This window comes from Streptomyces sp. NPDC058685, from assembly GCF_042714725.1.
Taxonomy (GTDB): Bacteria; Actinomycetota; Actinomycetes; order Streptomycetales; family Streptomycetaceae; genus Streptomyces.
In genome coordinates, this window is the sequence record NZ_JBHXSL010000009.1 from 181429 (window position 1) to 208097 (window position 26669).

General features: G+C 71.2%; 18 protein-coding genes, 2 tRNA genes and 2 pseudogenes. 5 read left to right on the forward strand and 17 right to left on the reverse strand.

Annotation, left to right across the window (positions count from 1 at the left end):
• Window positions 1–284 precede the first annotated feature (284 nt).
• Window positions 285–2174 (reverse strand): AMP-dependent synthetase/ligase, encoded by a 1890-nt coding sequence (locus ACFWU3_RS11615; protein ID WP_384434720.1) that lies wholly within the window; start codon window positions 2172–2174, stop codon window positions 285–287.
• Window positions 2175–2546: 372 nt separating this feature from the next.
• Window positions 2547–4412, reverse strand: coding sequence for a translation elongation factor 4 (gene lepA, locus ACFWU3_RS11620; RefSeq protein WP_384434722.1), 1866 nt, complete (start codon window positions 4410–4412; stop codon window positions 2547–2549).
• Between the two features lie 203 nt (window positions 4413–4615).
• On the opposite strand from lepA, the gene rpsT reads away from it, so the two are divergent.
• A complete protein-coding gene (gene rpsT / locus ACFWU3_RS11625; RefSeq protein WP_313946374.1) occupies window positions 4616–4882 on the forward strand; it encodes a 30S ribosomal protein S20 in 267 nt (88 codons plus the stop codon).
• Between the two features lie 836 nt (window positions 4883–5718).
• Here rpsT and holA read toward each other — a convergent pair.
• On the reverse strand, window positions 5719–6705 hold the full coding sequence (gene holA / locus ACFWU3_RS11630; protein ID WP_313946373.1) for a DNA polymerase III subunit delta: 987 nt from the start codon (window positions 6703–6705) through the stop codon (window positions 5719–5721).
• 57 nt (window positions 6706–6762) lie between these two features.
• Here holA and ACFWU3_RS11635 point away from each other — a divergent pair, with 57 nt between their 5' ends.
• The gene (locus tag ACFWU3_RS11635; protein ID WP_313946372.1) at window positions 6763–7008 is read left to right on the forward strand and encodes a hypothetical protein; all 246 of its coding nucleotides are present in this window, start codon (window positions 6763–6765) and stop codon (window positions 7006–7008) included.
• Between the two features lie 12 nt (window positions 7009–7020).
• On the opposite strand, the gene ACFWU3_RS11640 is transcribed toward ACFWU3_RS11635, so the two are convergent.
• The 6 genes and pseudogenes from ACFWU3_RS11640 to leuS form a co-directional block, all read right to left on the reverse strand.
• Window positions 7021–7797: an arylamine N-acetyltransferase gene (locus ACFWU3_RS11640; protein WP_384434727.1), complete on the reverse strand. Its 777-nt coding sequence runs from the start codon at window positions 7795–7797 to the stop codon at window positions 7021–7023.
• 197 nt (window positions 7798–7994) lie between these two features.
• A pseudogene (locus tag ACFWU3_RS11645) lies at window positions 7995–10592 on the reverse strand (ComEC/Rec2 family competence protein); the annotation flags it as partial.
• On the reverse strand, window positions 10589–11782 hold the full coding sequence (locus tag ACFWU3_RS11650; protein WP_384434730.1) for a helix-hairpin-helix domain-containing protein: 1194 nt from the start codon (window positions 11780–11782) through the stop codon (window positions 10589–10591). The pseudogene ACFWU3_RS11645 and the gene ACFWU3_RS11650, both read right to left, overlap by 4 nt.
• A 111-nt stretch (window positions 11783–11893) precedes the next feature.
• Window positions 11894–12739: a DegV family protein gene (locus ACFWU3_RS11655; protein ID WP_384434733.1), complete on the reverse strand. Its 846-nt coding sequence runs from the start codon at window positions 12737–12739 to the stop codon at window positions 11894–11896.
• 168 nt (window positions 12740–12907) lie between these two features.
• Window positions 12908–13732: a hypothetical protein gene (locus tag ACFWU3_RS11660; RefSeq protein WP_384434736.1), complete on the reverse strand. Its 825-nt coding sequence runs from the start codon at window positions 13730–13732 to the stop codon at window positions 12908–12910.
• Between the two features lie 131 nt (window positions 13733–13863).
• A complete protein-coding gene (leuS, locus tag ACFWU3_RS11665) occupies window positions 13864–16719 on the reverse strand; it encodes a leucine--tRNA ligase (RefSeq protein ID WP_384434739.1) in 2856 nt (951 codons plus the stop codon).
• Between the two features lie 611 nt (window positions 16720–17330).
• On the opposite strand from leuS, the gene ACFWU3_RS11670 reads away from it, so the two are divergent.
• Together ACFWU3_RS11670 and ACFWU3_RS11675 are read left to right on the forward strand one after the other, a co-directional pair.
• Window positions 17331–18803: a hypothetical protein gene (locus ACFWU3_RS11670; protein WP_384434742.1), complete on the forward strand. Its 1473-nt coding sequence runs from the start codon at window positions 17331–17333 to the stop codon at window positions 18801–18803.
• Window positions 18800–20386 carry a ferredoxin gene (locus tag ACFWU3_RS11675; protein WP_384434745.1) on the forward strand — a complete coding sequence of 529 codons (1587 nt, stop codon included), beginning with the start codon at window positions 18800–18802 and terminating at the stop codon, window positions 20384–20386. The genes ACFWU3_RS11670 and ACFWU3_RS11675 overlap by 4 nt, the downstream gene beginning before the upstream one ends.
• Before the next feature lie 155 nt (window positions 20387–20541).
• On the opposite strand, the gene ACFWU3_RS11680 is transcribed toward ACFWU3_RS11675, so the two are convergent.
• A tRNA-Ala gene (locus tag ACFWU3_RS11680) sits at window positions 20542–20614 on the reverse strand.
• Between the two features lie 123 nt (window positions 20615–20737).
• On the opposite strand from ACFWU3_RS11680, the pseudogene ACFWU3_RS11685 reads away from it, so the two are divergent.
• A pseudogene (locus ACFWU3_RS11685) lies at window positions 20738–21904 on the forward strand (glycosyltransferase 87 family protein); the annotation flags it as partial.
• Here ACFWU3_RS11685 and ACFWU3_RS11690 read toward each other — a convergent pair.
• From ACFWU3_RS11690 to nadD, 7 genes are all read right to left on the reverse strand, one after another.
• Window positions 21885–22118 carry a hypothetical protein gene (locus ACFWU3_RS11690; protein ID WP_030494108.1) on the reverse strand — a complete coding sequence of 78 codons (234 nt, stop codon included), beginning with the start codon at window positions 22116–22118 and terminating at the stop codon, window positions 21885–21887. The pseudogene ACFWU3_RS11685 and the gene ACFWU3_RS11690 sit on opposite strands and share 20 nt — an antisense overlap.
• A 3-nt stretch (window positions 22119–22121) precedes the next feature.
• Window positions 22122–22286 (reverse strand): hypothetical protein, encoded by a 165-nt coding sequence (locus ACFWU3_RS11695; RefSeq protein ID WP_340473065.1) that lies wholly within the window; start codon window positions 22284–22286, stop codon window positions 22122–22124.
• Between the two features lie 507 nt (window positions 22287–22793).
• Window positions 22794–22866, reverse strand: a tRNA-Ala gene (locus ACFWU3_RS11700).
• A gap of 171 nt (window positions 22867–23037) precedes the next feature.
• Window positions 23038–23700 (reverse strand): histidine phosphatase family protein, encoded by a 663-nt coding sequence (locus tag ACFWU3_RS11705; RefSeq protein WP_384434814.1) that lies wholly within the window; start codon window positions 23698–23700, stop codon window positions 23038–23040.
• Window positions 23697–24128, reverse strand: a complete 432-nt coding sequence (gene rsfS, locus ACFWU3_RS11710; RefSeq protein WP_384434749.1) for a ribosome silencing factor — start codon at window positions 24126–24128, stop codon at window positions 23697–23699. The genes ACFWU3_RS11705 and rsfS overlap by 4 nt, the downstream gene beginning before the upstream one ends.
• A gap of 132 nt (window positions 24129–24260) precedes the next feature.
• Window positions 24261–25991, reverse strand: a complete 1731-nt coding sequence (locus ACFWU3_RS11715) for an LCP family protein (protein ID WP_384434752.1) — start codon at window positions 25989–25991, stop codon at window positions 24261–24263.
• Window positions 25992–26010: 19 nt separating this feature from the next.
• A complete protein-coding gene (gene nadD, locus ACFWU3_RS11720; protein WP_384434755.1) occupies window positions 26011–26634 on the reverse strand; it encodes a nicotinate-nucleotide adenylyltransferase in 624 nt (207 codons plus the stop codon).
• Window positions 26635–26669 lie beyond the last annotated feature (35 nt).

The window sequence follows — 26669 nt, forward strand, 5'->3', positions numbered from 1 at the left end:
AACCTGACGCTTCGTCAGATGTGAACCCTGTCGCCGGTGAGGAAGTTCCGTGGGGGGGGGGCGCCCCCCCCCCCCCCCCCCCCCCCGCCCCCCCCGCCCCCGGGGGGGCGCCCCCCCACGCCCCGGGCGCCGGGCCCGGCCACGGGGGGGGGGGGGGCCCCCTCCCCCCCCCCCCCGCGACGGCGTCTGCCACGCGGGTGCCGCTCCACGCGCCGTGGAGTGTCCGCCGCGTGAGGTGCTCGCCGCGGACGCTCCGTGGCGCGGGGCTTCCCGCGCCCGGGGTGCTACTTCTCGCGCGACCCGTCGTACATCTCGTCGATCAGGTGCTGGTACTCGCGCTCGACGACCGGCCTCTTGAGCTTGAGGCTGGGCGTGAGCTCTCCGTGCTCGATGTCCAGGTCGCGCGGGAGCAGCCGGAACTTCTTGACCGTCTGCCAGCGCTGGAGCCCCTCGTTGAGGCGCTGCACATAGCCGTCGATCAGCTGCTGGACCTCCGGGGTGGCCACGACCTCGGCGTACGGCTTGCCGCCGAGGCCGTTCTCCTCGGCCCAGCCGAGGATCGTGGGCTCGTCGAGCGCGATCAGAGCGGTGCAGAAGTTGCGGTCCGCGCCGTGGACCAGGATGTTGGAGACGAACGGGCAGACGGCCTTGAACTGGCCCTCCACCTCGGCCGGCGCGATGTACTTGCCGCCGGAGGTCTTGATCAGGTCCTTCTTGCGGTCCGTGATCCGCAGATAGCCGTCGGCGGACAGCTCGCCGATGTCGCCGGTGTGGAACCAGCCGTCGGACTCCAGGACTTCCTCGGTCTTCTCGGGCAGACCGTGGTAGCCCTCCATGATGCCGGGGCCGCGCAGCAGGATCTCGCCGTCGTCGGCGATCCGCACCTCGGTGCCGGGCATCGGCTTGCCGACCGTGCCGGTGCGGTAGGCCTCGCCCGGGTTGACGAAGGACGCGGCGCTGGACTCGGTGAGTCCGTAGCCCTCGAGGATGTGGATACCGGCGCCCGCGAAGAAGTAGCCGATGTCGGGGGCGAGGGCAGCCGAACCGGAGACGGCGGCGCGCAGCTTTCCGCCGAAGGCTTCCCGCAGCTTGGAGTAGACGAGCGCGTCGGCGACCTTGTGCTTGGCGCCCAGACCGAAGGGCACGGACGCGGAGCCGGTGCGACGGAAGTTGTCCTGCGAGGTCTTGGCGTACTCGCGTGAGACGCCCGCGGCCCACTGGAAGATCTTGTACTTCGCGCCGCCGCCGGCGCGGGCCTTGGCCGCGACGCCGTTGTAGACCTTCTCGAAGATGCGCGGGACGGCCGCCATGTAGGTGGGCTGCACCACCGGCAGGTTCTCGATGATCTTGTCGACCCGGCCGTCCACCGCGGTGACGTGGCCGACCTCGATCTGGCCGGAGGTGAGCACCTTGCCGAAGACGTGCGCGAGCGGCAGCCAGAGGTACTGCACGTCCTCCGGGCCGATCAGGCCGGTCGCCGCCATGGCCTTCGCCATGTACGACCAGTTGTCGTGGGGCAGCCGGACACCCTTGGGCCGTCCCGTGGTGCCGGAGGTGTAGATGAGCGTCGCCAGCTGGTCGGCGGTGATCGCCCCGACCCGCTCCTTGACCGCCTGCGGGTGCGTCTCGAGGTACTGCGCGCCGCGCGCCTCGAGGTCGGCGAGCGAGAGCACCCAGCCGTCGGGGTCCGCGGCGTCCGGCTCGACGCCCGTGCTGTCGAACACGACGACATGCTTGAGGCCGGGCAGCTCGGCCCGGCGCTCACGCGCCTTGGCGAGCTGGGATGCGTCTTCCGCGATGAGCACCCTGCTGTCGGAGTCGGAGAGGATGTACGCCGACTCCTCGGCGTTCGTGGACGGATAGACGGTGGTGGTCGCACCGCCCGCGCACATCACGCCGAGGTCGGACAGGATCCATTCGACCCGGGTCGAGGACGCGAGCGCGACCCTGTCCTCGGGCTGCACACCGAGGGCGATCAGGCCGGCGGCGATGGCGTACACCCTGCCGGCGGCCTCGCCCCAGCTCAGCGACTTCCAGTCGTCGGGCCCCTCACCGGTGGCGGAAGGCACCGGGTAGCGGTAGGCCTCGGCGTCCGGCGTGGCCTCCACTCGCTCGGTGAACAGGTTCGCCACCGAGGGCGGTCGGTTCTCGATCAGGGTCTGTGTGTCGCTCACGACGTCCTCCGGGCCTGCGGCAGCACTGCACGACTGGCTGGTTTCTAACTGGCGAGTAACCATCGAGCCGTGATCAGAGTAAAGGGCACACTGCCAGCGCGTAAGAGGCAGCGGGCTGCCGCTTGATAACGAACCGAACGGCGGACGGCGGCGTCGATCCGATGATCGGTGTAACGGGCAGCTATTACGGTATTCGTTCTGCGTGCCGTCGCCGCACGGGGGTCCCCCTGCGGCCCCGGCAGCCCGGGAGACGACGCAGGCGCCCGGCCGTGATCCGGCCGGGCGCCTGCGCCCCGAACTCCTGGGTCCCGCGCCCCGGGACCGTCGGGTTCCGTGCGCGGGGACCGTCGGGTGCGCGGGACCTCGCGGGTCCTACTTCTTGCTCTTGGCGCCGTCGTCGCTGGACAGCACGGCGATGAAGGCCTCCTGCGGGACCTCCACGCTGCCGACCATCTTCATCCGCTTCTTGCCTTCCTTCTGCTTCTCCAGCAGCTTCCGCTTACGGGAGATGTCACCGCCGTAGCACTTGGCGAGGACGTCCTTGCGGATGGCGCGAATGGTCTCGCGGGCGATGACCCGGGAGCCGATGGCCGCCTGGATGGGCACCTCGAAGGCCTGCCGAGGGATGAGCTCCCGGAGCTTGGCGACGAGCCGCACGCCGTACGCGTACGCCGCGTCCTTGTGGGTGATGGCCGAGAACGCGTCCACCTTGTCGCCGTGCAGCAGGATGTCCACCTTGACCAGGCTGGACGACTGCTCGCCGGTGGGCTCGTAGTCGAGGGAGGCGTAGCCGCGCGTCTTGGACTTCAGCTGGTCGAAGAAGTCGAAGACGATCTCGGCGAGGGGCAGGGTGTAGCGGATCTCGACCCGGTCCTCGGAGAGGTAGTCCATGCCCAGCAGCGTGCCGCGGCGGGTCTGGCACAGCTCCATGATCGAGCCGATGAACTCGCTGGGAGCGAGGATCGTGGCCCGCACGACCGGCTCGTGCACCTCGTCGATCTTGCCCTCGGGGAACTCGCTCGGGTTGGTGACGGTGTGCTCGGTGCCGTCCTCCATGACCACGCGGTAGACCACGTTGGGCGCGGTGGCGATCAGGTCGAGCCCGAACTCCCGCTCCAGCCGCTCGCGGATCACGTCCAGGTGCAGCAGGCCGAGGAAGCCGACGCGGAAGCCGAAGCCGAGAGCCGCGGAGGTCTCCGGCTCGTAGACCAGGGCCGCGTCGTTGAGCTGGAGCTTGTCCAGCGCCTCTCGCAGCTCGGGGTAGTCCGAGCCGTCCAGCGGATACAGACCGGAGAAGACCATCGGCTTCGGGTCCTTGTACCCGCCGAGGGCCTCGGTGGCGCCCTTGTGCAGGGTGGTGATGGTGTCACCGACCTTGGACTGCCGGACGTCCTTCACACCGGTGATCAGATAGCCGACCTCGCCGACGCCGAGACCGTCGGCCGGCAGCATCTCCGGCGAGTTGGTGCCGATCTCCAGCAGCTCGTGCGTGGCGCCCGTGGACATCATGCGGATGCGCTCGCGCTTGTTGAGCTGGCCGTCGATGACGCGCACATAGGTCACGACACCGCGGTAGGAGTCGTACACCGAGTCGAAGATCATCGCGCGCGCGGGGGCGTCGGCCACACCGACCGGGGGGGGCACCTCACGGACCACCCGGTCCAGCAGCGCCTCGACGCCGAGGCCGGTCTTGGCCGAGACCCGGAGCACGTCGTCGGGGTCACAGCCGACCAGGTTCGCCAGCTCCTCGGCGAACTTCTCCGGCTGCGCGGCCGGCAGGTCGATCTTGTTGAGCACCGGAACGATCGCGAGGTCGTTCTCCATCGCCAGATAGAGATTGGCGAGGGTCTGCGCCTCGATGCCCTGGGCGGCGTCCACGAGCAGGATGGTGCCCTCGCAGGCGGCGAGCGAGCGGGACACCTCGTACGTGAAGTCCACGTGGCCCGGGGTGTCGATCATGTTCAGGATGTGGGTGGTGCCCTGGGAGTCGCCCTCGGTGGGCGCCCAGGGCAGCCGGACCGCCTGGGACTTGATCGTGATGCCGCGCTCGCGCTCGATGTCCATACGGTCGAGATACTGAGCACGCATCTGCCGCTGGTCGACCACTCCGGTCAGCTGGAGCATCCGGTCGGCAAGGGTCGACTTGCCGTGGTCGATGTGCGCGATGATGCAGAAATTGCGGATCAGCGCCGGGTCGGTACGACTCGGCTCGGGCACGTTGGTGGGAGTCGCGGGCACGCAGGGTCCTGATTCTTGAGACGCGGGGCGTCTCGTCTCGGGCGATGTCGGATCGATACGTAGCCTCCATGGTCCCATGGGAAGGGGACTGCGCTCGGTTTGGGCCGCCCGGAGGACGACTGGTAGCCTGGGCAGCTGTGTCTCGTGCCCCTCTCGGCCCGGGACGCTCATCGAAGATCAACCGAACCTGAGAAGGCTCTTTCGTGGCGAACATCAAGTCCCAGATCAAGCGGAACAAGACGAACGAGAAGGCGCGCCTGCGCAACAAGGCCGTCAAGTCCTCGCTCAAGACCGCGATCCGCAAGGCCCGTGAGGCTGCTGCCGCGGGTGACCTCGAGAAGGCCTCCGTGGCCGCTCGTGACGCTTCCCGCCAGCTCGACAAGGCTGTCTCGAAGGGTGTCATCCACAAGAACGCCGCCGCCAACAAGAAGTCGGCGCTGGCTTCCAAGGTCGCCTCCCTCCAGGGCTGAGTGCTCTTGATTTGACTGCCGGAAGGACCCGAGCGGGCCCTCTCTCTCCGCTCCCGACCGGCAACCCGACTCGCACGCGGCCTGCGTTCGCCACGCGGGTGCGAGTCTCCAGCAGAACCTTCGAAGGCCCCGGCCCCCTCTTCCTTCCCCAGGACGAGCGACCGGGGCCTTCGGCTTGCCCGGGGGCGGGGCGGGGCGGTAGCGCGAGGCGGGCGGGGCGGGGGCATCTGGCGCCGAGCCGGCCGCGCGGGGCGAGGGGCCCAGTGGCACGGAGGGTCGTACGGGTACGGCCGGCATCCGGTCGGGTGGGCCGAGCCGTGGCGCGGGCGGTGGCGCGGGACACCGAGCCGGCCGCGCGAGGCGAGGGCCCGGCGGGCCCGGAACATGACAGCGGGGTGGGTCGTACGGGTACGGCCATCATGCGCGGCGCGGTCGGGAGGCGTGGGGGCCGAGCCGGTACGCGGCCGTCAGCGGAGCAGGCGCGGGCTTCGAGCCGCGCGCCGGCTGCCGGGCGGGCCTGCCGAGCGGCAACACCACGCCGCCGCGAGCGGCGCTGGCCGAGCGCGGCCGGGGCGGGCACGGGCTGGACCGGGGGCACCGGCCGGTACAGGAGCTAGTGCCGCGACCGGCAATGTTTGCCCGTCAAAGGAATGTGGGGCCCCCACGCCCGCAGGGCGTAGGGGGGAGCGTCCGGTGCGTGCGATCGCAAGGCGGCCGGAAGTCTTGGTAGCGGAGCCACCAGGACGTGTGGCCAACGCGGCGTGGGGGTACCTCCCGTGCCCGAAGGGCTACGGGGGAGTGCAGGCGCGACAGGGCAAAGCTTGCCGGGAGCGGCACTAGCGGCGGGAGCGGGCTGCTCGGGCGATCGTCACGACCGCCTTCTCCAGCGCGTACTCCGGGTCGTCGCCGCCGCCCTTGACGCCCGCGTCCGCCTCGGCAACAGCCCTCAGGGCCACCGCCACCCCGTCGGGGGTCCAGCCCCGCATCTGCTGGCGGACCCGGTCGATCTTCCAGGGCGGCATGCCCAGCTCACGGGCGAGGTCCGCGGGCCTGCCGCCGCGGGCCGATGACAGCTTGCCGATCGCCCGCACGCCCTGTGCCAGCGCGCTGGTGATCAGCACGGGAGCCACACCCGTCGACAGCGACCACCGCAGCGCTTCCAGTGCCTCGGCCGCACGCCCCTCCACCGCACGGTCGGCAACCGTGAAGCTCGACGCCTCGGCGCGGCCCGTGTAGTACCGCCCGACCACAGCCTCGTCGATCGTGCCCTCGACATCTGCGGTGAGCTGGGACACCGCGGACGCCAGCTCCCGCAGGTCGCTGCCGACGGAGTCGACGAGGGACTGGCACGCCTCGGGTGTCGCCGACCTGCCGAGCGCCCGGAACTCCGACCGGACGAACGTGAGCCGCTCGGCGGGCTTCGTGGTCTTCGGGCAGGCCACCTCCCGCGCCCCGGACTTGCGGGCGGCGTCCAGCAGGCCCTTGCCCTTCGCGCCGCCGGGGTGCAGCAGGACCAGGGTGATCTCCTCGGCCGGCGCGTCCAGGTACGCCTTGACGTCCTTGATCGTGTCGGCGGACAGATCCTGCGCGTTCCGCACGATGACGACCTTGCGCTCGGCGAAGAGCGACGGGCTCGTCAGCTCGGCGAGGGTGCCGGGCTGGAGCTGGTCAGCGGTGAGGTCCCGCACGTCCGTGTCGGAGTCGGCGGCGCGCGCCGCCGCGACCACCTGCTGCACGGCGCGGTCGAGGAGCAGGTCCTCCTGGCCCACGGCGAGCGTGACGGGGGCGAGCGGGTCGTCGGTCGAATTCTTCCTGGTGGCCATCGCGGTCCAGCATCCCATGGGCCACTGACACTCCGTCCCGTACCGGACAATGGCCCGGTGAGTGAAGGACGACATGTACTGGTGCTGCCCGACCGCGACGCCGCCGAGGAGGTGGCACAGGAGCTGGCGGGCCGCTTCGGGGTGACCGATGAGCCCCAGCTCGTACGGGACGCGCTGGCGGGCGAGGACGACGCCGAGGACGCCCAGTGGCTGGTGGTCGTGGACGACCCGGCGGCCCGGCTCGACCCGATGGTGCTCGACGACTTCGTCGCCGAGTACGAAGGCTGGCTGGAAGCGCCGTAGCGGCCCGGCCGTTCAGCCGCGGGCGCCTCGCGGGTCGGGAGGCAGTCGGTCGAGCTCCAGCCCGAAGTGGTCGCGGTAGGCCGCCAGGACCGCCGCGTCGTCGGCCAGGGGCTGCTCACGACGCTCACCGTGTTCGGTGACGACGAGCTTGCGGCCGCTGAGGGTGATGCGGCCCTCTTCCGTGAGCCGTGAGCACACGACGGACTGCGTGAAGTGCGACTCGGGCGATGTCCGGTGCCACCAGGCTCCGGCCCGGAAGTCCTCCAGTGAACGAGGCCGCGTCGACAGGCGGAACTGCGGTTTGCCGTCGCGGTGGAGGTCGATGTCGCCGAACTCCGTCTCGACGATCCGGAACGTACCGGCAGGATCGGTCTGGTCGCCGCGCTCGTCGAACGCGAGCGGATGGTGCGCGTGGTCCCCGAACCCGACGTCCGCCAGCCACCGCCCGCTGCCGTCGGCCGGCTCCACGAGCAGGCCGAGGTGGTCGTACGGGATGCCCAGCCTGCCCCCGTCACCGAAGACGCGGCCCTGCAACAGGGTGACGGTGTATCCGAGGTCGCGGAGCAACGCGGCGAACGCGCCGTTGAGTTCGTAGCAGAACCCGCCCCTGCGCCCGTCCACCACCTTGGCGAGCAGCGCCTTGTCCTCCAGCACGATGTCCTCGCCGAAGTGCACGGAGAGGTTCTCGAACGGAACGGTGCGCAGGTGCCGCAGCTGCAGATCGCGCAGCGCTGCGGCGTCGGCGTGCTCCGGGCGGTCTGCGCCGATGCGGCGGAGGTAGGCGTCCATGGGAAAAGTGTGACGCGCGGGCCCGCCGCGCACCATGCACCGCTGGTCCTGGACCCGGGGGACGAGGTCGTCCGGTTCCGGGGACCGATCGGCTCCCCGATCGTGCACCCCGTCCGGACAGGGCTCAGCCAACCCGCCGCGCGGTGCGTGCGCGTGCCGTCCGGCCTCCCCGCACATCGGCGACGGCGGCGCAGCCCGGCCCGCAGGTTCCGGCCCGCGCCCGTGACCGCGACCGGCCCGTCGGTGTCGGTGCGCAGCACCACCGCTCCCCCGGCCCGCAGCGCGTCGACGGTCCGGGGTGACGGGTGGCCGTAGGTGTTGTCCCGGCCCACCGAGATGAGCGCCAGACGCGGCCGTACCGCATGGATCAGACCGGGATGCTGATGAGCCGAGCCGTGGTGGGCCACCTTGAGCACGTCGATCGGCGGAAAGGCCGGATAGGCCCGCAGGAGCCTCCGCTGGGCCGGTGGTTCGAGGTCACCGAGCAGGAGCACGGTCGGCCCTCCCTCGATGCGGACGAACAGCGTGACGCTCGCGTCGTTCGGGCCGTCGGGCAGGAATCCGGGACCTGTGCCGGGCGCGGAGCCGGGGTCGGCCGTCGGCCAGAGCACCTGCCAGGTCAGCCGACCGACCCGACGCCGCTCCCCCATCGCCGCGCGCACCAGAGGTACGCGGGCGGCCGCTGCGGCTCGGCGTACGAAGGCACTCTGCTCCCGTGGTTCGTCGAACGTGGTCGTCTGCACCACCCCCACGGATCTGCCGCGCAGCACGCCGGGCAGCCCGCGGACGTGGTCCGCGTGGAAGTGGGTCAGCAGAACGAGCGGGATCCTGGTGACCGCGAGATCCCGCAGACAGCGGTCCACCGGAATGGGATCGGGCCCGGCGTCCACCACCACGGCGCCGCCGTCACCCGTGGCCAGCACAGCCGCGTCGCCCTGTCCCACGTCGCACATGGCGACGTCCCATGCGGGCGGCGGCCAGCCGGTGAGAACCCGGGTGAGCGGTGCCGGGCGCACAACTGCGAGCAGGAACAGCAGGATGCACACGACGATCGCCCATGGATGACGGGTCAGCCTGCGCGCCAGAAGGACGACCGGGCCGGTGAGGGCGGCGAGCAGGAGACCGCCCCGCCAGCCGCCCGGCCAGTCCGTGCGTGCCCCGGGCAGGTCGGCCCCGGTGCGGGCCACGGACGCGATCCATCCGGCCGGCCAGCCGGCGACCTGGGCCGACATCTCGGCGACGGGCATGGCGACCGTGGCGGCTGCCAGGGCGGCGAACCCGAGGACGGTGGCCGGGGCGACCGCGAGCTCGGCGATCAGATTGCAGGGAATCGCCACCAGACTCACCCCGGCCGCGAAGACGGCGACCACGGGCGCACACACGGCCTGGGCCGCGGCGGCGGCAGCAAGGGCTTCGGCGATCCTCGGGGGCACTCTCCTGCGCTGAAGGGCCTCGCTCCAGCCGGGAGCGATGACGAGCAGCGATCCGGTCGCCAGGACGGAGAGGAGGAAACCGTAACTCCGCGCGAGCCAGGGGTCGTAGAGCACCAGCAGCAGAACAGCGGCGGCGAGCGCGGGAAGGAGCGACCGGCGTCGCCCGGTGCCGATGGCGAGCAGGGTGACGGCCCCGCAGGCCGCCGCACGCAGCACGCTCGGCTCCGGTCTGCACACCACCACGAAGGCGAGCGTCAGGGCCCCGCCGAGGACGGCGGTCCCACGGAGCGTGATACCCAACCGGGGTGCCAGACCGCCGCGTTCGGCCAGCAGCGCCCGCCGTGGCGGCCCGATCAGCAGGACCAGCACGATGGTCAGGTTGCTGCCGGACACGGCGAGGAGGTGCGTGAGGTCCGTCGCCTCGAAAGCGTCCTGGAGCTCCGGTGTGATCCGGGAGGTGTCTCCGACGACCAGCCCGGGGAGCAGCGCGCGGGCGTCGGGGGCCAGACCGTCGGTCGCCTCACGAAGCCCGGCCCGGAGATCACCGGCCGTGCGCTGAAGCGTTGTCGGAGCCCCGACGACTTCCGGCCCCTCCGTCTCGTCCGCTCGCAGCACGGCCGCGAACCGGTCGCCCGGATGCGACGGCGGCATCAAGCGCCCCGCGAGCCGCAGCCTGGTCGAGGGCAGCAGCCTCTGCCATGCCGCGAGCCTCCGGGCGGGCAGGTCGGCCCGCACCATCACGAGGACCGGCGTCCGGGCTCTGGTGACCGCTCCGCCCGATGTGGTGACCAGGGTGGCTTCCGCGTCGAGGAGCAGGAGTCGTCCCGCCGTGCCGTCGCCGCGGGCCGGGGTGTGCGGGCGGGTGAGGCGGGGATCGGAGGCGACCGTCAATTCGACGGTGGCGTGTGCGTATTGATCCGCCAGAGCGGGCAGCGGTCCCCGTCTCAGATCCGCGCCGTGCAGCCCGGCCGAGGCCGCGCCGGCCGCCGCGCACAGCAGGATCGCGGCAACCGCGGTGGCGTTGAGGCGCCGCCGTCCTTCCGGTGCGGCGGAGGAGTCACCAGGTGCCGCCCCCGTGCCTGCCGGTGTACGAGCACCTGCCGACGCACGTAGGGCGGCGGGTGCGAGGCGGCCGTCCGACCCGCTGATCGCCCACATCAGCAACGGCAGCCCCGCCGCGAGGACAAGGCAGACGATCACCCCCGTCACCGTCCACCACCCGGCCACGCCCAGCGCCGTCGCCGACGCGGCCCAGGCGGCCAGGGCAGGCGGAACCAGCCGCAGATCGGGCGGCCCCTCCTGGCGCGGGTCGGCCGCTCCCAGCCGGTGTCCCGACGCTGTGTGTACCGCTTGGCGCGTCACGGCCGCACCAGGTTCCGAAGGTCGGCGAAACGACGGTCACCGATCCCGTTGACCTCGCGGAGTTCGTCGACCGAACGGAAGCCGCCGTGCTGCGTGCGGTAGTCGATGATGTGCTGGGCCAGCACGGGACCGACGCCCGGCAGCGTGTCGAGCTGTTCCGCCGTGGCCGAGTTGAGGCTCACCGGACCCGCGGGCTGAGCGCCCGAGCCACCGGTGCCACCCGAGCCGCCGATGCTCCCACCGGCCGTGCCCGCGCCGGCACCGGCCGCCCCCGGCGGAACAGGCAGCCCCACCACGACCTGCTCGCCGTCGACGAGCACCCGAGCCCGGTTGAGCGCGGTGAGATCCGTGCCGGGCTTGACGCCTCCGGCCGCATGCAGCGCGTCCGCCACCCGTGATCCGGCAGGCAGTTGGAGAACGCCGGGTCGCCGTACCTTGCCGCTGACATCGATGATGATCCGCCCGCTGGGGACTGCGGCGGACGGGACCGGAGGGCCGGGCGAGGGCTCCGGTTCGGAGTCGGTGGCGGGAGCCGCCGCGCCCTGCTCGACCAGCTCGGGAGCCCGCACGGTCTCCGGCCGACCGGCCCAGAAGTGCTGGGCGGCGAAGACAGCGGCTGCCACCAGCACGACCGCCAGCGCCGCCAGCGCCCGCGGCTCCAGCCCGCATCTGAGCTGCACCCACAGGGGCAGCCTCTCGCGCAGGGCGAGCCCGGCCCACCGCCGCCCACCCGGACTCGGGCCCACGCCCGGACCGGAGCCCGGCCCGCCGCCGGCACCGATATCGGCGACGCCACCCGCGCTGCCGCCCGCACCCTGCGCCGGACCCGATGAGTCAGCCCCGCCACGACCCGCGCCGCCCCCGAGAGCACCCGTCCCGGCAGCACCCACACCGTCACCCGCTCGCGCACCCCCACCCGCGCCGGCGAACAGCGCGTCCGCCCGCCGCCTCACCGCCGTCGCCTCGCCGCCGGGCACGCGTCTCCCCCGCGCCCCGGCCGGCCCCACCGGGGAGACCACACCCCGGGCAGCGCCCGGCCCCGGACCCGACCCGGGGCCCGAACCGGGCCGCGAGCCCGCGCTCGCACCCGTACTCAGACCCGGCCCACGCCTCACACGGGCGCGGCCGTCCGACGCCGGGGCGCGCCCCGGCCCACTCGTTGCGGAACGTGAACGTGATCGAAGAGCCATGTCACGAGACGGTAGGCACATCCACCCGAACCCGCCGAGCAGGTCCACATCCCGTGGAAAACCATCCTGTTGTGGATATCTCCGTCACCCGAAGGGGCCGCTCCGCCGGCTTCAGCGCGGTGAGACGACCGCCGCGAGGAGCCCCGGCCCGGTGTGCGCCCCGATCACCGCGCCCACTTCGCTCACATGCAGGTCCGCCAGCCCCGGCACCCGTTCCCGGAGCTTGTCCGCGAGCACCCCGGCTCTTTCCGGTGCGGCCAGGTGGTGCACCGCGATGTCCACGGTGCTGGTGCCCGCCCGTCCGACGACGATCTCCTCCAGCCGGGCGATCGCCTTCGACGCCGTGCGCACTTTCTCCATCGGCACGATCCGGCCGCCCTCCAGCTGGAGCAGCGGCTTCATCGCCAGCGCCGATCCCAGCAGTGCCTGCGCGGCACCGATCCGGCCGCCGCGGCGCAGGAAGTCCAGGGTGTCGACGTAGAAGAAGGCGGAGGTGCCGGCGGCGCGTTTCTCCGCGGCGGCCACGGCCTCGTCCAGCGTGCCGCCGCCCTCGGCCGTCTCCGCGGCGGCCAGCGCGCAGAATCCGAGGGCCATGGCGACCATCCCGGTGTCCACCACCCGCACCGGCACCGGCGCGTCCTTGGCGGCCAGGACGGCGGCGTCGTAGGTGCCGGAGAACTCCGACGACAGGTGCAGGGAGACGATGCCGGTCGCACCCGCTTCGGCGCGGGCCCGGTAGGTCTGTGCGAACACCGCGGGGCTCGGCCGCGAGGTGGTCACCGGGCGTCGCTTCTGCAACGCCTGTGCGAGCGAACGCGCCGAGATCTCGGTGCCCTCTTCGAGGGCTTGATCGCCAAGTACGACGGTCAGGGGCACCGCGACGATGCCGTGGCGCTCCATCGCCGGTGGCGGCAGGTAGGCCGTTGAATCGGTGACGATCGCGACATGGCGGGACATGAGCGGGAGGTTACCCGGCGGCGGGACGGGACGGCAGCCCGGCCCCTCGTCGGCGCCCCGGCATCTGCTGCTCTCGCCGACGGCACATCAGCCTCGCCAACCCTCTCGCCGACGGCACATCAGCCTCGCCGACCGTCTCACACCGCCCCAACCCCCGGACCGGACAGGTCAGTTGGTCGTCTCAGGTCGAGCGGTCTTCTGCCAGGGGTAGGTGTTCGGCAGCCGCGGATCACGCGCCGTGATCGCCTGTGGCTGAGCCTGCTGCCCGGACTGAGCCGCGGACGGCAAAGGAGCCTCCGCGGAGTCGGCGGCGGCCGCCGATCCCGCCTGCCCCGCCGTGTCCGCCTCGGGCCAGGTCTGCCCGGGACCGGCCTGTCCACCGGCGTCCGGCCAGGCGCCGTCCCGGCTCCCGGACTGCCCGGTGACCGGTGCGCCGGTGGACGGGTCCTCGACCGACCAGTGCCGCAGCGCCCCCGCCTCCATGTCGATCTGTGTGCTCAGCGCGTCCAGATCGTCCTCGGCGAACTTCCTCGCCCGGTCCCGGGCGGCCCACCGCAGCGACTCGGCCGAGTGCACGATCCGCTCCGTGCGCTCGCGGAGCCCGGGCAGCAGCGAGGCGACCGTCGCCCGGTCGGGCTCACGCTCCAGGCGCTTCAGCTCGTCGTCCAGCTCATGGCCGTGCGCACTCAGCCGCTGGAAGAGGGAGATCGACTCGGACAGCGACGCATCCTCGCCCGCTCCCGCCTGCAGGGCGTCCTGGGTGGCCCGCATCGACGTCCGCAGCGACAGCCGCAGCTGGGCCAGCTCGCCGACGACTCCGCCCTGTCCGTAGCTCCTCGCCCGTAGTGAGGTCTCCTCGACGGTGCGACGCGCCTGGGTGACCGTGCGCTCCACGCCACGCTTCGCCGCGCCGACGGCCTTCACCGTCACAAACACCCCCAACGCGACAAAGGCGACGAAAAGCAGCGCCAAGATAAGAATCGCGGCTTCCATGTGCGCCCCTTCGGCGTCGGATGTAGTTCCTCCACGGTAAACGGAACGGGCAGGCCGAGGGTTCCATCGGAACCCCCAACCTGCCCGTAGGGGATGCCCCGCAGCCCCTGCGAAACCCCCCGAAATGGGGACTAGGCAGGAACGATGTTGACCAGCTTCGGCGCCCGCACGATCACCTTGCGGATTCCGGCGCCGTCCAGCGCCGCGACCACGGCCGCGTCACCCAGTGCCAGCGCCTCCAGCTCCTCGTCCGAGATCGACGGGGAGACCTCCAGCCTCGCCTTCACCTTGCCCTTGATCTGCACGACGCAGGTCACCGACTCGTCCACGACGTACGCCGGATCCGCGACGGGGAAGGCCTGGTGCACGACGGAGTCGGTGTGACCCAGCCGGCGCCACAGCTCCTCCGCGATGTGCGGGGCCAGCGGGGCGATCAGCAGCACCAGCGCCTCGGCGACGCTGCGCGGCAGCGGCCCGCCCACCTTGGTCAGGTGGTTGTTCAGCTCGGTGATCTTGGCGATCGCGGTGTTGAACCGCAGCGCCGCCAGGTCCTGACCGGCTCCGTCGATCGCCTTGTGCAGCGCACGCAGCATGGGCTCGTCGGCTTCGGTGTCGACGACCGTGACCTCGCCGGTGGACTCGTCGACGACATTGCGCCACAGCCGCTGCAGCAGCCGGTACTGACCGACGACGGCGCGGGTGTCCCACGGCCGGGAGACGTCCAGCGGCCCCATCGCCATCTCGTACAGACGCAGCGTGTCGGCGCCGTACTCGGCGGAGATCTCGTCCGGGGTGACGGCGTTCTTCAGGGACTTGCCCATCTTGCCCAGCTCGCGCTTGACCGGCTCGCCCTCGAAGAAGAACGCGCCGTCCCGCTCCTCGACCTCGGTGGCCGGCACCGGGAAGCCGCGGCTGTCCCGGTAGACGTACGCCTGGATCATGCCCTGGTTGTACAGCTTGTGGAACGGCTCCGCGGACGAGACGTGGCCCAGGTCGAACAGCACCTTCGACCAGAACCGCGCGTACAGCAGGTGCAGTACGGCGTGCTCGGCGCCGCCTACGTACAGGTCGACACCACCGTGCGGCATGCCCTCGCGCGGCCCCATCCAGTACTGCTCGATGGCCGGGTCGACCAGCTTCTCGCTGTTGTGCGGGTCCAGGTAGCGCAGCTCGTACCAGCACGAACCCGCCCAGTTGGGCATGGTGTTGGTCTCGCGGCGGTACCGCTTGGGGCCGTCGCCCAGGTCCAGGGTGACGTCGACCCAGTCCTGGTTGCGCGACAGCGGGGTCTCGGGCTGGGTGTCGGCGTCGTCGGGTGCGAACGTCCGCGGCGAGTAGTCCTCGACCTCGGGCAGCTCCAGCGGCAGCATCGACTCCGGCAGCGAGTGCGCGACGCCGTCCTCGTCGTAGACGATCGGGAAGGGCTCGCCCCAGTACCGCTGCCGGCTGAACAGCCAGTCGCGCAGCCGGAAGTTGACCGTGGCCTCACCCACACCGCGCTCGACCAGCCATCCGGTGATCCTGGCCTTGGCCTCGGCCACGTCCAGGCCGTTCAGCGAGATCTCGTCGTTCGAGGAGTTGATCGCGGGGCCCTGGCCGGTGAACGCCTCGCCCTCCCAGCCCTCGGGCGGCTGCACGGTACGGATGATCGGCAGCTCGAAGGCTTCCGCGAACTCCCAGTCCCGCTCGTCCTGTCCGGGGACGGCCATGATCGCGCCGGTGCCGTAGCCCATCAGCACGTAGTCGGCGACGAACACCGGGATGCGGGCGCCGGTCACCGGGTTCTGCGCGTACGCGCCGGTGAAGACGCCTGTCTTGTCCTTGTGTTCGGTCTGCCGCTCGACGTCGCTCTTCGTCTGCGCCTGCTTGCGGTACACGGCCACGGCGTCGGCCGGGGTCGCGGCGCCGCCGGTCCAGGCCTCCTTGGTGCCCTCGGGCCACTCGGCGGGCAGGATCGAGTCGATCAGGCCGTGCTCGGGCGCCAGCACCATGTAGGTCGCGCCGAACAGGGTGTCGGGGCGGGTGGTGAAGACCGTGACCGGCTTGTCGCTGTGACCCTCGACCGTGAAGTCGACGCGGGCGCCCTCGGACCGACCGATCCAGTTGCGCTGCTGCAGCTTGATCGCCTCGGGCCAGTCCAGCGCGTCCAGGTCGTCCAGCAGCCGGTCGGCATAGGCGGTGATGCGCATGTTCCACTGGCGCAGCTTGGCCTTGAAAACGGGGAAGTTGCCGCGCTCGGACCGGCCGTCGGAGGTGACCTCCTCGTTCGCCAGGACCGTGCCCAGCCCGGGGCACCAGTTGACGGGCGCGTCGGAGGCGTACGCCAGGCGGAACTCACCCAGCACGTCCGCCCGCTCCAGGGCGCCCAGTTCGCTCCACGCGCGCGTGGAGCGAGGAACGGCACGCTCGCCGCTCTCGAACTGCGCCACCAGCTCGGCGATCGGACGGGCCTTCTTCGCGTCCTCGTCGTACCAGGAGTTGAAGATCTGGACGAAGATCCACTGGGTCCACTTGTAGTAGTCCGGGTCGATCGTCGCGAAGGACCGGCGCTGGTCGTGGCCCAGGCCCAGCCGGCGCAGCTGGGCCTTCATGTTCTCCATGTTGGCCTCGGTCGACACCCGGGGGTGGGTGCCGGTCTGCACGGCGTACTGCTCGGCGGGCAGACCGAAGGCGTCGAAGCCCAGGGTGTGCAGGACGTTGTGGCCGGTCATCCGCTGATGACGGGCGTACACGTCCGTGGCGATGTAGCCCAGGGGGTGCCCGACGTGCAGGCCCGCGCCCGAGGGGTAGGGGAACATGTCCATGATGAACTTCTTGGGGCGCGCGGCCACGGCGGGGTCCCCGGCCAGGTCGCCACGGGGGTTCGGCGCCTCGTACGTACCCTCGGCGTCCCAGAAGTCCTGCCAGCGTGCCTCGATGTCGGCGGCCATCGCAGCGGTGTAGCGGTGCGGTGCGGCCACCTCGGCAGCAGAATTCGTCTCGCTCATGATCCTTAAAGCTCCATCGGTCGTCTCTGCTCGAGCCCTGTCATCACCCGGTGAAATGAAAAATCCCCTCGCACAGGAGGGGACGCCGCGCCGATTCCGACCGGATCTTTCATCCGTCGGGACTGATCAGCGCGGCCGGCTAAGCAGAAGGCGTACGGCACGCATAGACGTCAGGGTACCGCAGAGAGCGATCGCGTTGTGTGGCGCAGACCTCGTCGCGGACCAGAGACAATCGGCGTTCCCTTCCGTATCTATCCGTACGGGGATCAGGACTGGCCGCTGACAGGCGGTCCGAACGAGGGCGGGGAGATGTCACGAGAGATGCCGGCATACGCCTGGACAGCCGCCGATCCACCCGGGAGGCACTGGGGTTACCCCGCGTATCGACCCTATCCAGGGCAACCCCAGAGTCAGTTGCCTGTGGTTCCGCTCTCTAAACGCCAAAACGTCGTACCGCTCGGTATGGGTCGCCTTAGCATGCGTCAACGGGACCGCATTCCCCGCACCTTCGGAGTCGCCCCATGAACCCTCGTCGCAACAACCGATCGTCACCCTCACCGAGTGCCGGCCTCAGCCGACGTACTCAGGGTGGCCTGACGGTCGCTGCGTTCGTGCTCATACCGCTGATAGCCATCCTTGGGAGTGACAGTTTTCGCGCAGCGCTCGACTTCACCACCGGGGTGCTGTCGCTGGTCTCGCTCACCGCGTCCATCGCGTGGGGCCTGATCGCGACGGACCGGCTGCTGCTGTCACCGCGCCACCGGCTGCTCGCCCAGGCGATCCACCGCGGCACGGCGACGGCCTCGCTCGGCTTCCTGCTGCTGCACGCGACGGTGAAGGTGTCCCTCGGCCATGTGGCACTGATCGGCGCTCTCATCCCGTTCGGGCTGGGCGTCACGGGCACGGACGGCCTGATCGGCATGGGCTCCCTGGCCGGTCTGTTCATGGTGATCGCGGGTGCGACCGGAGCGATGCGCAGCGCTCTGGCGGGCAACATCAAGGCCGCGGGCCGCTGGCGCGCCCTGCACATGCTGGCCTATCCGGCCTGGTGCTTCGCCCTGATGCACGGCCTGTACGCGGGCCGTCCGGCGGCGACCTGGGTCACGACGATGTACTGCCTGGCCCTCGCTAGCGTCACCGGCGCCGTGTCGGTACGGCTGCTCCCGCGTCAGGTGCAGCGCCGCATCGCCGACAAGATCCTCGCGCTGACCGGACGCCGTGCGGGCCCCGGTCGCGCCGAGGAGCCGGGGCTGCGGGACATGGCGACCTCGCCCCTGCCCGGTTCGACAGGGGTGACCGCCCCGGTCGGCCTCAACCGGATGAACGGCATTCCCACGCAGCGCCCGGTCGAGCCCGAGTTCCCGCGCCAGCCCGCCTTCGGACAGCCGCGCCGGCAGCCACGGCTCGAAGCCCCCTCACCCCAGCTGTACGAGGCGCCTCCGCCGCCCGAGGCGGAGCCCGTCGTCGGCGCCGGTGGTGTCGGCGCGGGCACCGGGATCTCGGCCGCCTACCGCGCGGTGTCCCTCGCGGGCGATCCGAACGCCCCGCTCGCCGAGCGCATCCCGATGACCGAGGAGATACCGGTGGTGTCGGAGGACGGCCCCGCCCCGGGCATGTGGCCGACCCCCTCGCCGCCTCCGCCCGCCCAGGCCTATCCGGCCGAGCCCGTTGCGCCGCCCGCCACTCCGTCGTACGACACCCCCGCGTACGACCCCTCGGCCTTCGGCACACCGGCCGCCGCAGCACCCCCGCCCGGGCCCGCGTACGACACCGGGTCCTTCCCGACCCCGTCCTACGACACGGGCTCCGTCCCCACCCCGACGTACGACACCGGCTCGTTCACCGCGCCCGCGTACGACACGGGGACCTTCCCCACCCCGTCCTACGGCTCCGGGTCGTTCACCACCCCGACCTACGAGAGCCCTCTCTACGACCCGCCCGCCACGTCCCCGTACGAAGCAACTCCCTCCCCGTACGACACCGGTAATCCCACCACGTACGACGAAACCCAAGCGATGCCCGGACCGCTCTTTCCGCCTCCGGCCGGAGAGCCCTGGAACGCGCCCGCAGGAGACCGACCTTGAACGCCCCCCTCCCCGATGTCCCCGAGGTCCGCGTCGTCGGCCTTCCCCAGCTGACTCAGGGGTTCGACCTGGTCGAGCGCCTGGATCTCCAGATGCACCTCAAGGTGCACGGACCGCTGGAACCGATGACCGGCGAGCGGCTCGCCCAGCTCGCCGAGGAGATAACCCTGCGCGGCCGAGGCGGCGCGGGATTCCCCTTCGGGCAGAAGCTGCGTGCCGTGGCCAAGTCCGCCATCCGGCGCGGGGTGCGGCCCGTCGTCGTGGTGAACGGCAGTGAGGGCGAACCGGCCTGCCGCAAGGACACCGTTCTGCTCAACCGTGCTCCCCATCTGATCCTGGACGGGGCGCTGCTGGCGGCCGAGGCGCTCGGGGCACGCACCCTGGTCGTCGCGGTGACCCGCAACTCCACGGAGATGTCGATGCGCGCGGCTCTCGCCGAGCGCGGTCTGACGGACCGGCGCGGGCAGCAGCTGCGCGCACGCATCGTCCGCACGCCCGAGCGCATGGTCTCCGGTGAGGCATCCTCGGTCATCCGCGCGATCAACGGCGGCCCCGCCCTGCCGCCCGGCCGCCGTGAGCGCGCGTCCGACACCGGTGTCGGCGGCGCGCCGACCCTGCTGTCCAACGCGGAGACGTTCGCGCAGCTCGCCATCGGCGCCCGTATCGGATCGCGCCGCTACAGCAACACCGGTGTGGGTTCCGAGCCCGGCACGGTCATGCTCACCATCTCCGGCGCGGTGGCGCGCCCCATGGTGGTCGAGGTCCCCACGGGTGTCCCGCTGCGGTACGTCCTCCAGCTCGCCGGCGCCCCGCCGCTGCCCCAGGGCGTCCTGACCGGCGGCTACCACGGCAACTGGATCGACTCGGTGGCCGTCCACGAATCGGTCGTCTCGCGTGAGTCGCTGGCGGCTGTGGGCGGTTCGCTCGGCGCGGGGGCCATCCTGCCCATCGGGCCGGAGACCTGCCCGCTGGGTGAGGCGTTGCGGGTGGCCAACTGGCTCGCCGCCGAGACGGCCGGCCAGTGCGGCCCCTGCAAGCTGGGGCTGCCCGCCGCGGCCGGCGGTCTGGCGGACGTCATGAACGGCGGCGGACCTGCCGCCCTGGAGGCGCTGCGCGAGGTGACACAGGCCGTGAAGGGCCGTGGTGCGTGCAAGCACCCCGACGGTTCGGCGCGGTTCTTCGCCTCGACCCTGTCGGCGTTCACGGACGATCTGGCGGCCCATGTGCTCCACGGCGGGTGCGGCCGCGAGACGACCGGTGTGCTGCCGCTTCCGCTGCCCGGGTACGAGGAGGCCGAAGAGTCGATTCCGAGCGGCGAGAAGGTCTTCATCGACTGGACGCTGTGCCAGGGCCACGGGCTCTGCGCGGACATCATCCCGGAGCTGATCCGGCTCAATCCGGACGGCTATCCGTCGGTGGCCGACGCGGTCGTTCCCATGCACATGCGCGGGCGCGCCGAGCGGGCCGTACGACGGTGCCCGGCGCTGGCGATGCGCATCGAGCAGACGGCCGCTCCGGCCCCGAAGGCCCGGGCCGAGCTGCCCGCACCGAACCGCAAGGCCCTCGGCAGCGGCCGCGGTTGACCGACGTGAGAGAGGGAGCGGGCGACCCGATGGGGTCGCCCGCTCCCTTCTTCGTCACTCATGCGGACAAGACGTCCCGCACACAAGACGTCCCGCACAACAGAAAATCCCGCCGACCGTGACGGTCCGACGGGATCTTCCGATTGATCATTCTGTGGAGCTAAGGAGAATTGAACTCCTGACCTCCTGCATGCCATGCAGGCGCTCTACCAACTGAGCTATAGCCCCGTGCGATGTGCCGCCTTGATCGAGGGTTTCCCTCGCGGCGACGTCGACAACATTAACGCCCTCCACGGCGCTTCACCAAATCCTTTCCGGTCTGCGCGGATGAGGGCGGTAACGTCCCCCTTCGTGACCGTGATCGCGCTGCTCCGTGCCCGCCGCCACACCCTCACGGCCGCGTCGGTCTGTCTGCTCTCGTTCGCGGCCTTCTGGGCGGCCCAGCGTGCGGCCGGCGTCTCGATGATCGACCTGCTCGTCTACCGGGCCGAGGGGACGGCCGTACGCCAGGGGGCCGACCTCTACGCGCTGCGCGTCACCGAGGCGGGCCTGCCCATGACGTATCCACCGTTCGCCGCCCTGCTGTTCACCCCCCTCACGCTGGTCGGCGTCCCGGAGATGCGCGCTCTGGCCACAGCCGGGAACCTGCTGCTGCTCGTCGCACTCGCCGCCCTGTCGCTGCGTCTCACCCACCCGCACGCCGACCGGCGCACCGGCGCGCTGTGGGTGGCCGCGGCCGCCGTGTGGTGCGAGCCGGTGTGGACGACGTTGCGGTACGGCCAGGTCAATCTGCTGCTGGCGGTCGCGGTGCTGTGGGACGTCACCCGCCGTACGGGGTCCCGGTGGGCGGGCGTCGGTATCGGCCTCGCCGCCGCGGTGAAACTCACACCCGCCCTCTTCGCCCTGTTCGCGCTGATCACAGGGGTGGTTCTGGCCCGCCGGACGGGGTGGAACGCATGGCTGCGGCGGGCGGCGACAGCGGCGGCGGTCTTCTTCGGCGCCACGCTCGCGACCGCGCTGCTCCTCCCCCACGACTCGCGGCGCTACTGGACGTCGGCGGTGTTCGCGGCCGGCCGGGTGGGCCACGCCGAGGACACGGCCAACCAGTCGCTGCGCGGGGCGCTCTCGCGACTGCTGCACACACCCGATCCGGGGCCGTGGTGGCCCCTGACGGCCGCTCTCGTGGCCGCGGCGGGCCTCGCCATGGCCGTGAGCGCCGCACGGCGGGAGAACCACGCCTGCGCCGTCGTCGTCTGCGGGGTGACGGCGCTGCTGATCAGTCCTGTCTCCTGGTCGCACCACTGGGTCTGGTGCGTGCCCCTGGTGCTCGCGCTCGCGGCGTGCGGAAGGAGGGGATGGGCGGCGACGGTGGGGCTGGTGTTCAGCTCGTACGCGCTGTGGTGGGTGCCCCACGGCGAGCACCGGCCCGAACTCGCCCAGAACGGCGGGCAGATGGCCCTCTCGGCGCTCTACGCGCTGACGGCCGCGGCGGCAGCGGTCACGCTGTGGCGAACGAGTAGAACCGCTTCAGTGTGCAGTGCTCGTCGAGAAGACGGCCGTAGATCGGCTCGCCTTCCAGTTCCCGGTACGTCTCGATCGGGTCGCCTTTTATGATCAGCGCCCGTGCGCACTCCTCGCACCAGTACTGGTAGTCAGGATTGACCGGATCCATGTCCCGGACGATGGGCGTACCACTGCCGCACCAGTCGCATTTACGCCTGTGTGCACCCATCACTCAGCTCCAGCTGTGGCCGCAGGACGTGCACACGTAAGAAACTCCGCCGTTGTCGCCGAGGACCTGGGCAACATGCGCCGATCCGCAGGAAGGGCAGCTGAGGAGAGCGCGTATCTCCGCCGCGGCAAGCAGGTCATCGGCCTCCTTGCTCCTGCTGGCGGACATTGTGCTCTCCTTCCCATCCTGGCCGGTGTCCCCTCCGGCCGTCCGATTCTGCCACGGCATGGCAAGGGGGTCAGCGGCGTTTGCGTACGAGACCGGCCACGGAGCGCAAGATCACCGCGTACGCCGCCTCTTCCCGACCTACGGCGGAGAGTGCACGGGTGCGTGCGGGGCTGTGGGCGAACGCGAGGCACGCTCCGGCGGCGGGGCGGCGAGGTGCGGAAGAGGGCCGCCGTCGCTTCCGTTTCGCCGGAGCACGGCTGTCCACGGACGCCCGCGCGATGAGCCCGAACCCGCCCGGCGCAAGGGCGCTTTGCACAAGTGTCGGCACGATGCGGCGCCGCGTTCGCGCCCGCCGGGAGCCGGAGCGGCCAACTGCCCGGTGTTCGCGGGGAGTCCACGGGTGGCTATCACAGCGGGCAGAGATCTGCGTCGGTCGGATGCCCGCGGAAGGCCGGTTCCCGGGGAAACGCGAAATCCCGCCCTCGGAGGAGGACGGGATCCGGATTGTGGAGCTAAGGAGAATTGAACTCCTGACCTCCTGCATGCCATGCAGGCGCTCTACCAACTGAGCTATAGCCCCGCGTGTTCTTCGCGCTCCGCGCTGCGAACAAGAAGAACTTTAGCCTGCGACCTGCCGGAAAGTGAAATCCGGGGGCCGGGGGCCCGGAGGCCGGACCGGCGGGCCTGTCGTGGCCACGACGGACCCGTCCGCAGGGGCCGCTCGTCGTCGCCGGGGCCCTGTCGCTGCGGGTCAGTCGTCGTCGCCGAGGACCGGCTCGGGGAGGGTGCCGGCGTTGTGCTCCAGCAGCCGCCAGCCGCGCGCGCCTTCGCCGACCACCGACCAGCAGCAGTTGGAGAGGCCGCCGAGGCTCTCCCAGTGGTGCGACTCCAGGCCCAGCAGCCGGCCGATCGTCGTGCGGATCGTGCCACCGTGGCTGACGACGACCAGGGTGCCGTTCTCCGGGAGCTTCTCCGCGTGGTGCAGCACCACGGGCGCGGCCCGGTCGGCCACCTCGGACTCCAGCTCGCCGCCACCGCGGCGCACGGGCTCGCCGCGCTTCCAGGCCGCGTACTGCTCACCGTGCTGCGCGACGATCTCCTCGTGGGTGAGCCCCTGCCAGACACCGGCGTAGGTCTCCCGCAGAGCGGCGTCGTACGAGATGTCGAGGCCGGTGATCTCGGCCAGCTCGGCGGCGGTCGCCCCGGCGCGCTGGAGGTCCGAGGAGATGATCACGTCGGGCTCCAGCGACGCCAGCAGCCGGGCGGCACGGCGCGCCTGGGCGACACCGTCCTCGGTCAGCTCGATGTCCGTGGTGCCCTGGAAGCGCCGTTCCAGGTTCCACGCGGTCTGACCGTGTCGCCACAGGACGACACGACGGCCTGTGGCGCGCTTGCGGGGATCCGTGCCGTTCAGCTCAGCTCACCTTCCGGGTCGCCGGTGAGCCGGGCGTGCTCGTCGGCCTTGCCGCGGGTCTTCAGCGCGTCCTCGGGCAGCGGCAGCTCGGGGCAGTCCTTCCACAGCCGCTCCAGGGCGTAGAAGACACGCTCCTCGCTGTGCTGGACGTGCACCACGATGTCGACGTAGTCGAGAAGGATCCAGCGGGCGTCGCGGTCCCCCTCACGACGGACCGGCTTCGCTCCGAGCTCCTTGTTCAGCCGCTCCTCGATCTCGTCGACGATCGACTTGACCTGGCGGTCGTTGGGCGCGGAGGCGAGCAGGAAGGCGTCGGTGATCGACAGCACGTCGCTGACGTCGTAGGCGATGATGTCGTGCGCGAGCCGGTCGGCCGCCGCCTGGGCGGCGAGGCTGACGAGCTCGATGGAGCGGTCCGTGGCGGTCACAAGCAGGCTTTCGTCGGCGGTCTGATACCTCACAAGGGTCTCACGGACCGCCGACAGCCCACGCCGTGATCATCACGTCGTGATCATCGCGTCACCCCGGGCGGTCACGGCCCCGCTCCGGCCGAGCGCGCGTCAGTTCTTCTCGAAGTCCTGGCCGAGGACGACGGTGACATCGGCGTTCGCCGTGGCGGCGCCCTTCTTCACCGACTTCTCCTGCAGTCCGAGCGTCTTGGCGACCTCGACGGCCTTGGCCTTCTGCGCCGCGTCCGCGTAGGTGACGGCCGAGGTGGACTCCGTGTCCGCCTTGCCGGCGTCGAGGACCGAGTAGCCGCCGTTGACCAGGGAGATCCGGGCGGTCTCCGTGGCCGAGGTGTCCCCTGTGCCGTTCTTGATGCCGACCCGTACCGCCGCGTCCTTGTCGGGCGCGGTCACCGAGCCGCCCAGGATGTCCTTGACGACACTGCTGGAGGCCTGCTGCGTGAGCGTGCCGTCCTCCTGGACCGGCAGCAGGGCGGTCTTGTAGTCGCCGCCCTTGGCGCGCTCGGCGAGCTTGGCGAGCGACGCGCCCAGGTCCTTCTCGGTCAGCGACGGGTCGAGGATCTGCGCCAGCGTCTCCACCGTCACGGTCGCGGAGCCCGGCTCGTCGGGGAACTTCTTCAGGACGGCCTGCATCACCTGGCCGAAGCGCTGCAACTGCTTGGCCTCGGCCTCGCCGGGTGCCAGGTAGGTGGCGTAGGCGACGGCCGCCCGCCCGTTCAGGGTCTGGTTCTCACCCTTCTTCACGAGCGGCGCCTCCCCCTTCTTCGCGCCGGGCACCTGTGCGTCGGTGGTCAGGTCGATCGTGCCGACCAGCTCCACCAGATTCTCGAGATACGGGGTGTCCAGGCGCCAGGTGCCGGTGATCTTCGCGCCGAGGAGGGAGCCGACGGCGTCGCGGGTGCCCGTCGAGCCGTCGTCCTCCACGGACTTGCCGAGCGTGGTGGTGGTCCCGTCGTCGTTGCCGACCGAGAGGGAGTTGGGGAGGAGGACGGTCGTGCCCTGCTCGGTCGTGACGTTGTCGACGAGGAGGGCCGTCGATGTGCCCTGCTTCTTGGTGTTGTGCAGATGCACCACGATGACGTCGCGCTTCTGCGGGCCGGCGGCGGCGGTGTTCGCCTTGTCACCGTCCGAGAGCCCGGGGATCTTGCCCGCGTACCAGAGGTAGCCGACTCCGCCCACGACGACGAGGGCGAGGGCGACGACGAGTCCGACGACGCGGTTGCGGCCGCGGCGCTTGGCCTCCTCGCGCCGCTCGGAGCGGCTCTCGGTGAACTTCAGCCAGTCGATGACGTCTTCGGAGTCCTCGTCGGGCTCCTCGATGAAGGAGAACTGCTCGGTGCGGTAGTCCCGGTCGTCGTCGGACCGGCGCTGGCCGGGCACGCCCACCTCGGGCCCCGACTCGGGCTCCGGCGCGGTCCGGGCGGGCGGCTCGGGGGACGGCTGCTGCTGCGGAACGGTCCACTGCTGGGTGGTGTCGACGGCCGCGGGCTGCTGCCCGGTGTCGTAGCCGTATCCGTCGTAGCCGTACCCCTGCCCGGCCCGGGTCTGCGGCTGCTGGGGGGCCTGGGCGTAGGGGTCGTACGACTGGGGCTGTTGCGTGCTCTGCTGCTGGTACTCCGCGTACGGGTCGTACCCGTATCCCTGCTCGCCGCCCTGCTGCTGCGGGTACTGCTGCTGGGAGGGTTGTTGCCGAGTGTGCTGAGGCTGCTGCTGCGCGTAAGGGTCGTACTGCTGGGGCTGCTGGTAGACCGGCTGCCCGTACTCGTCGTAGCCGATGATCTGCGGCTGGTAGTACGGGTCGTAAGGATTCTGCTGGTCGTTCACCGGTGCCCCTCTCCGTGGCTCATTCGCCGCGGTACAACTGGCGCTTGTCGATGTAGCGCACCACGCCGTCCGGCACCAGGTACCAGACCGGATCGCCCTTCACCACTCTCGCCCGGCAGTCCGTCGAGGAAATCGCCAGCGCCGGAATCTCCACCAGGGAGACCCCGCCCTCGGGCAGCCCGTCGTCCGTCAGATCGTGCCCCGGCCGGGTCACTCCGATGAAGTGGGCGAGCGAGAACAACTCGGAGGCGTCGCGCCACCCGAGGATCTGGGAGAGGGCGTCGGCGCCGGTGATGAAGAACAGATCCGCGTCTGCGTTGAGATTGCTCAGATCCCGCAGGGTGTCGATCGTGTACGTCGGCCCCGGCCGGTCGATGTCGATCCGGCTGACGGAGAACTGCGGGTTGGACGCCGTGGCGATGACCGTCATCAGGTAGCGGTCCTCGGGCGGGGACACCACCGTGTGACCCTTCTGCCACGGCTGTCCGGTCGGCACGAAGACGACTTCGTCCAGATGGAACAGGGAGGCCACCTCACTGGCGGCCACCAGGTGTCCGTGGTGGATCGGGTCGAAGGTCCCGCCCATGACGCCGAGTCGACGCCTGCCGGAACCGGAACCCGTAGCCACTTCCTGCTCTCCCATGCGTGCAGAGCCTACTGGCACGTCCGGCCGGCCAG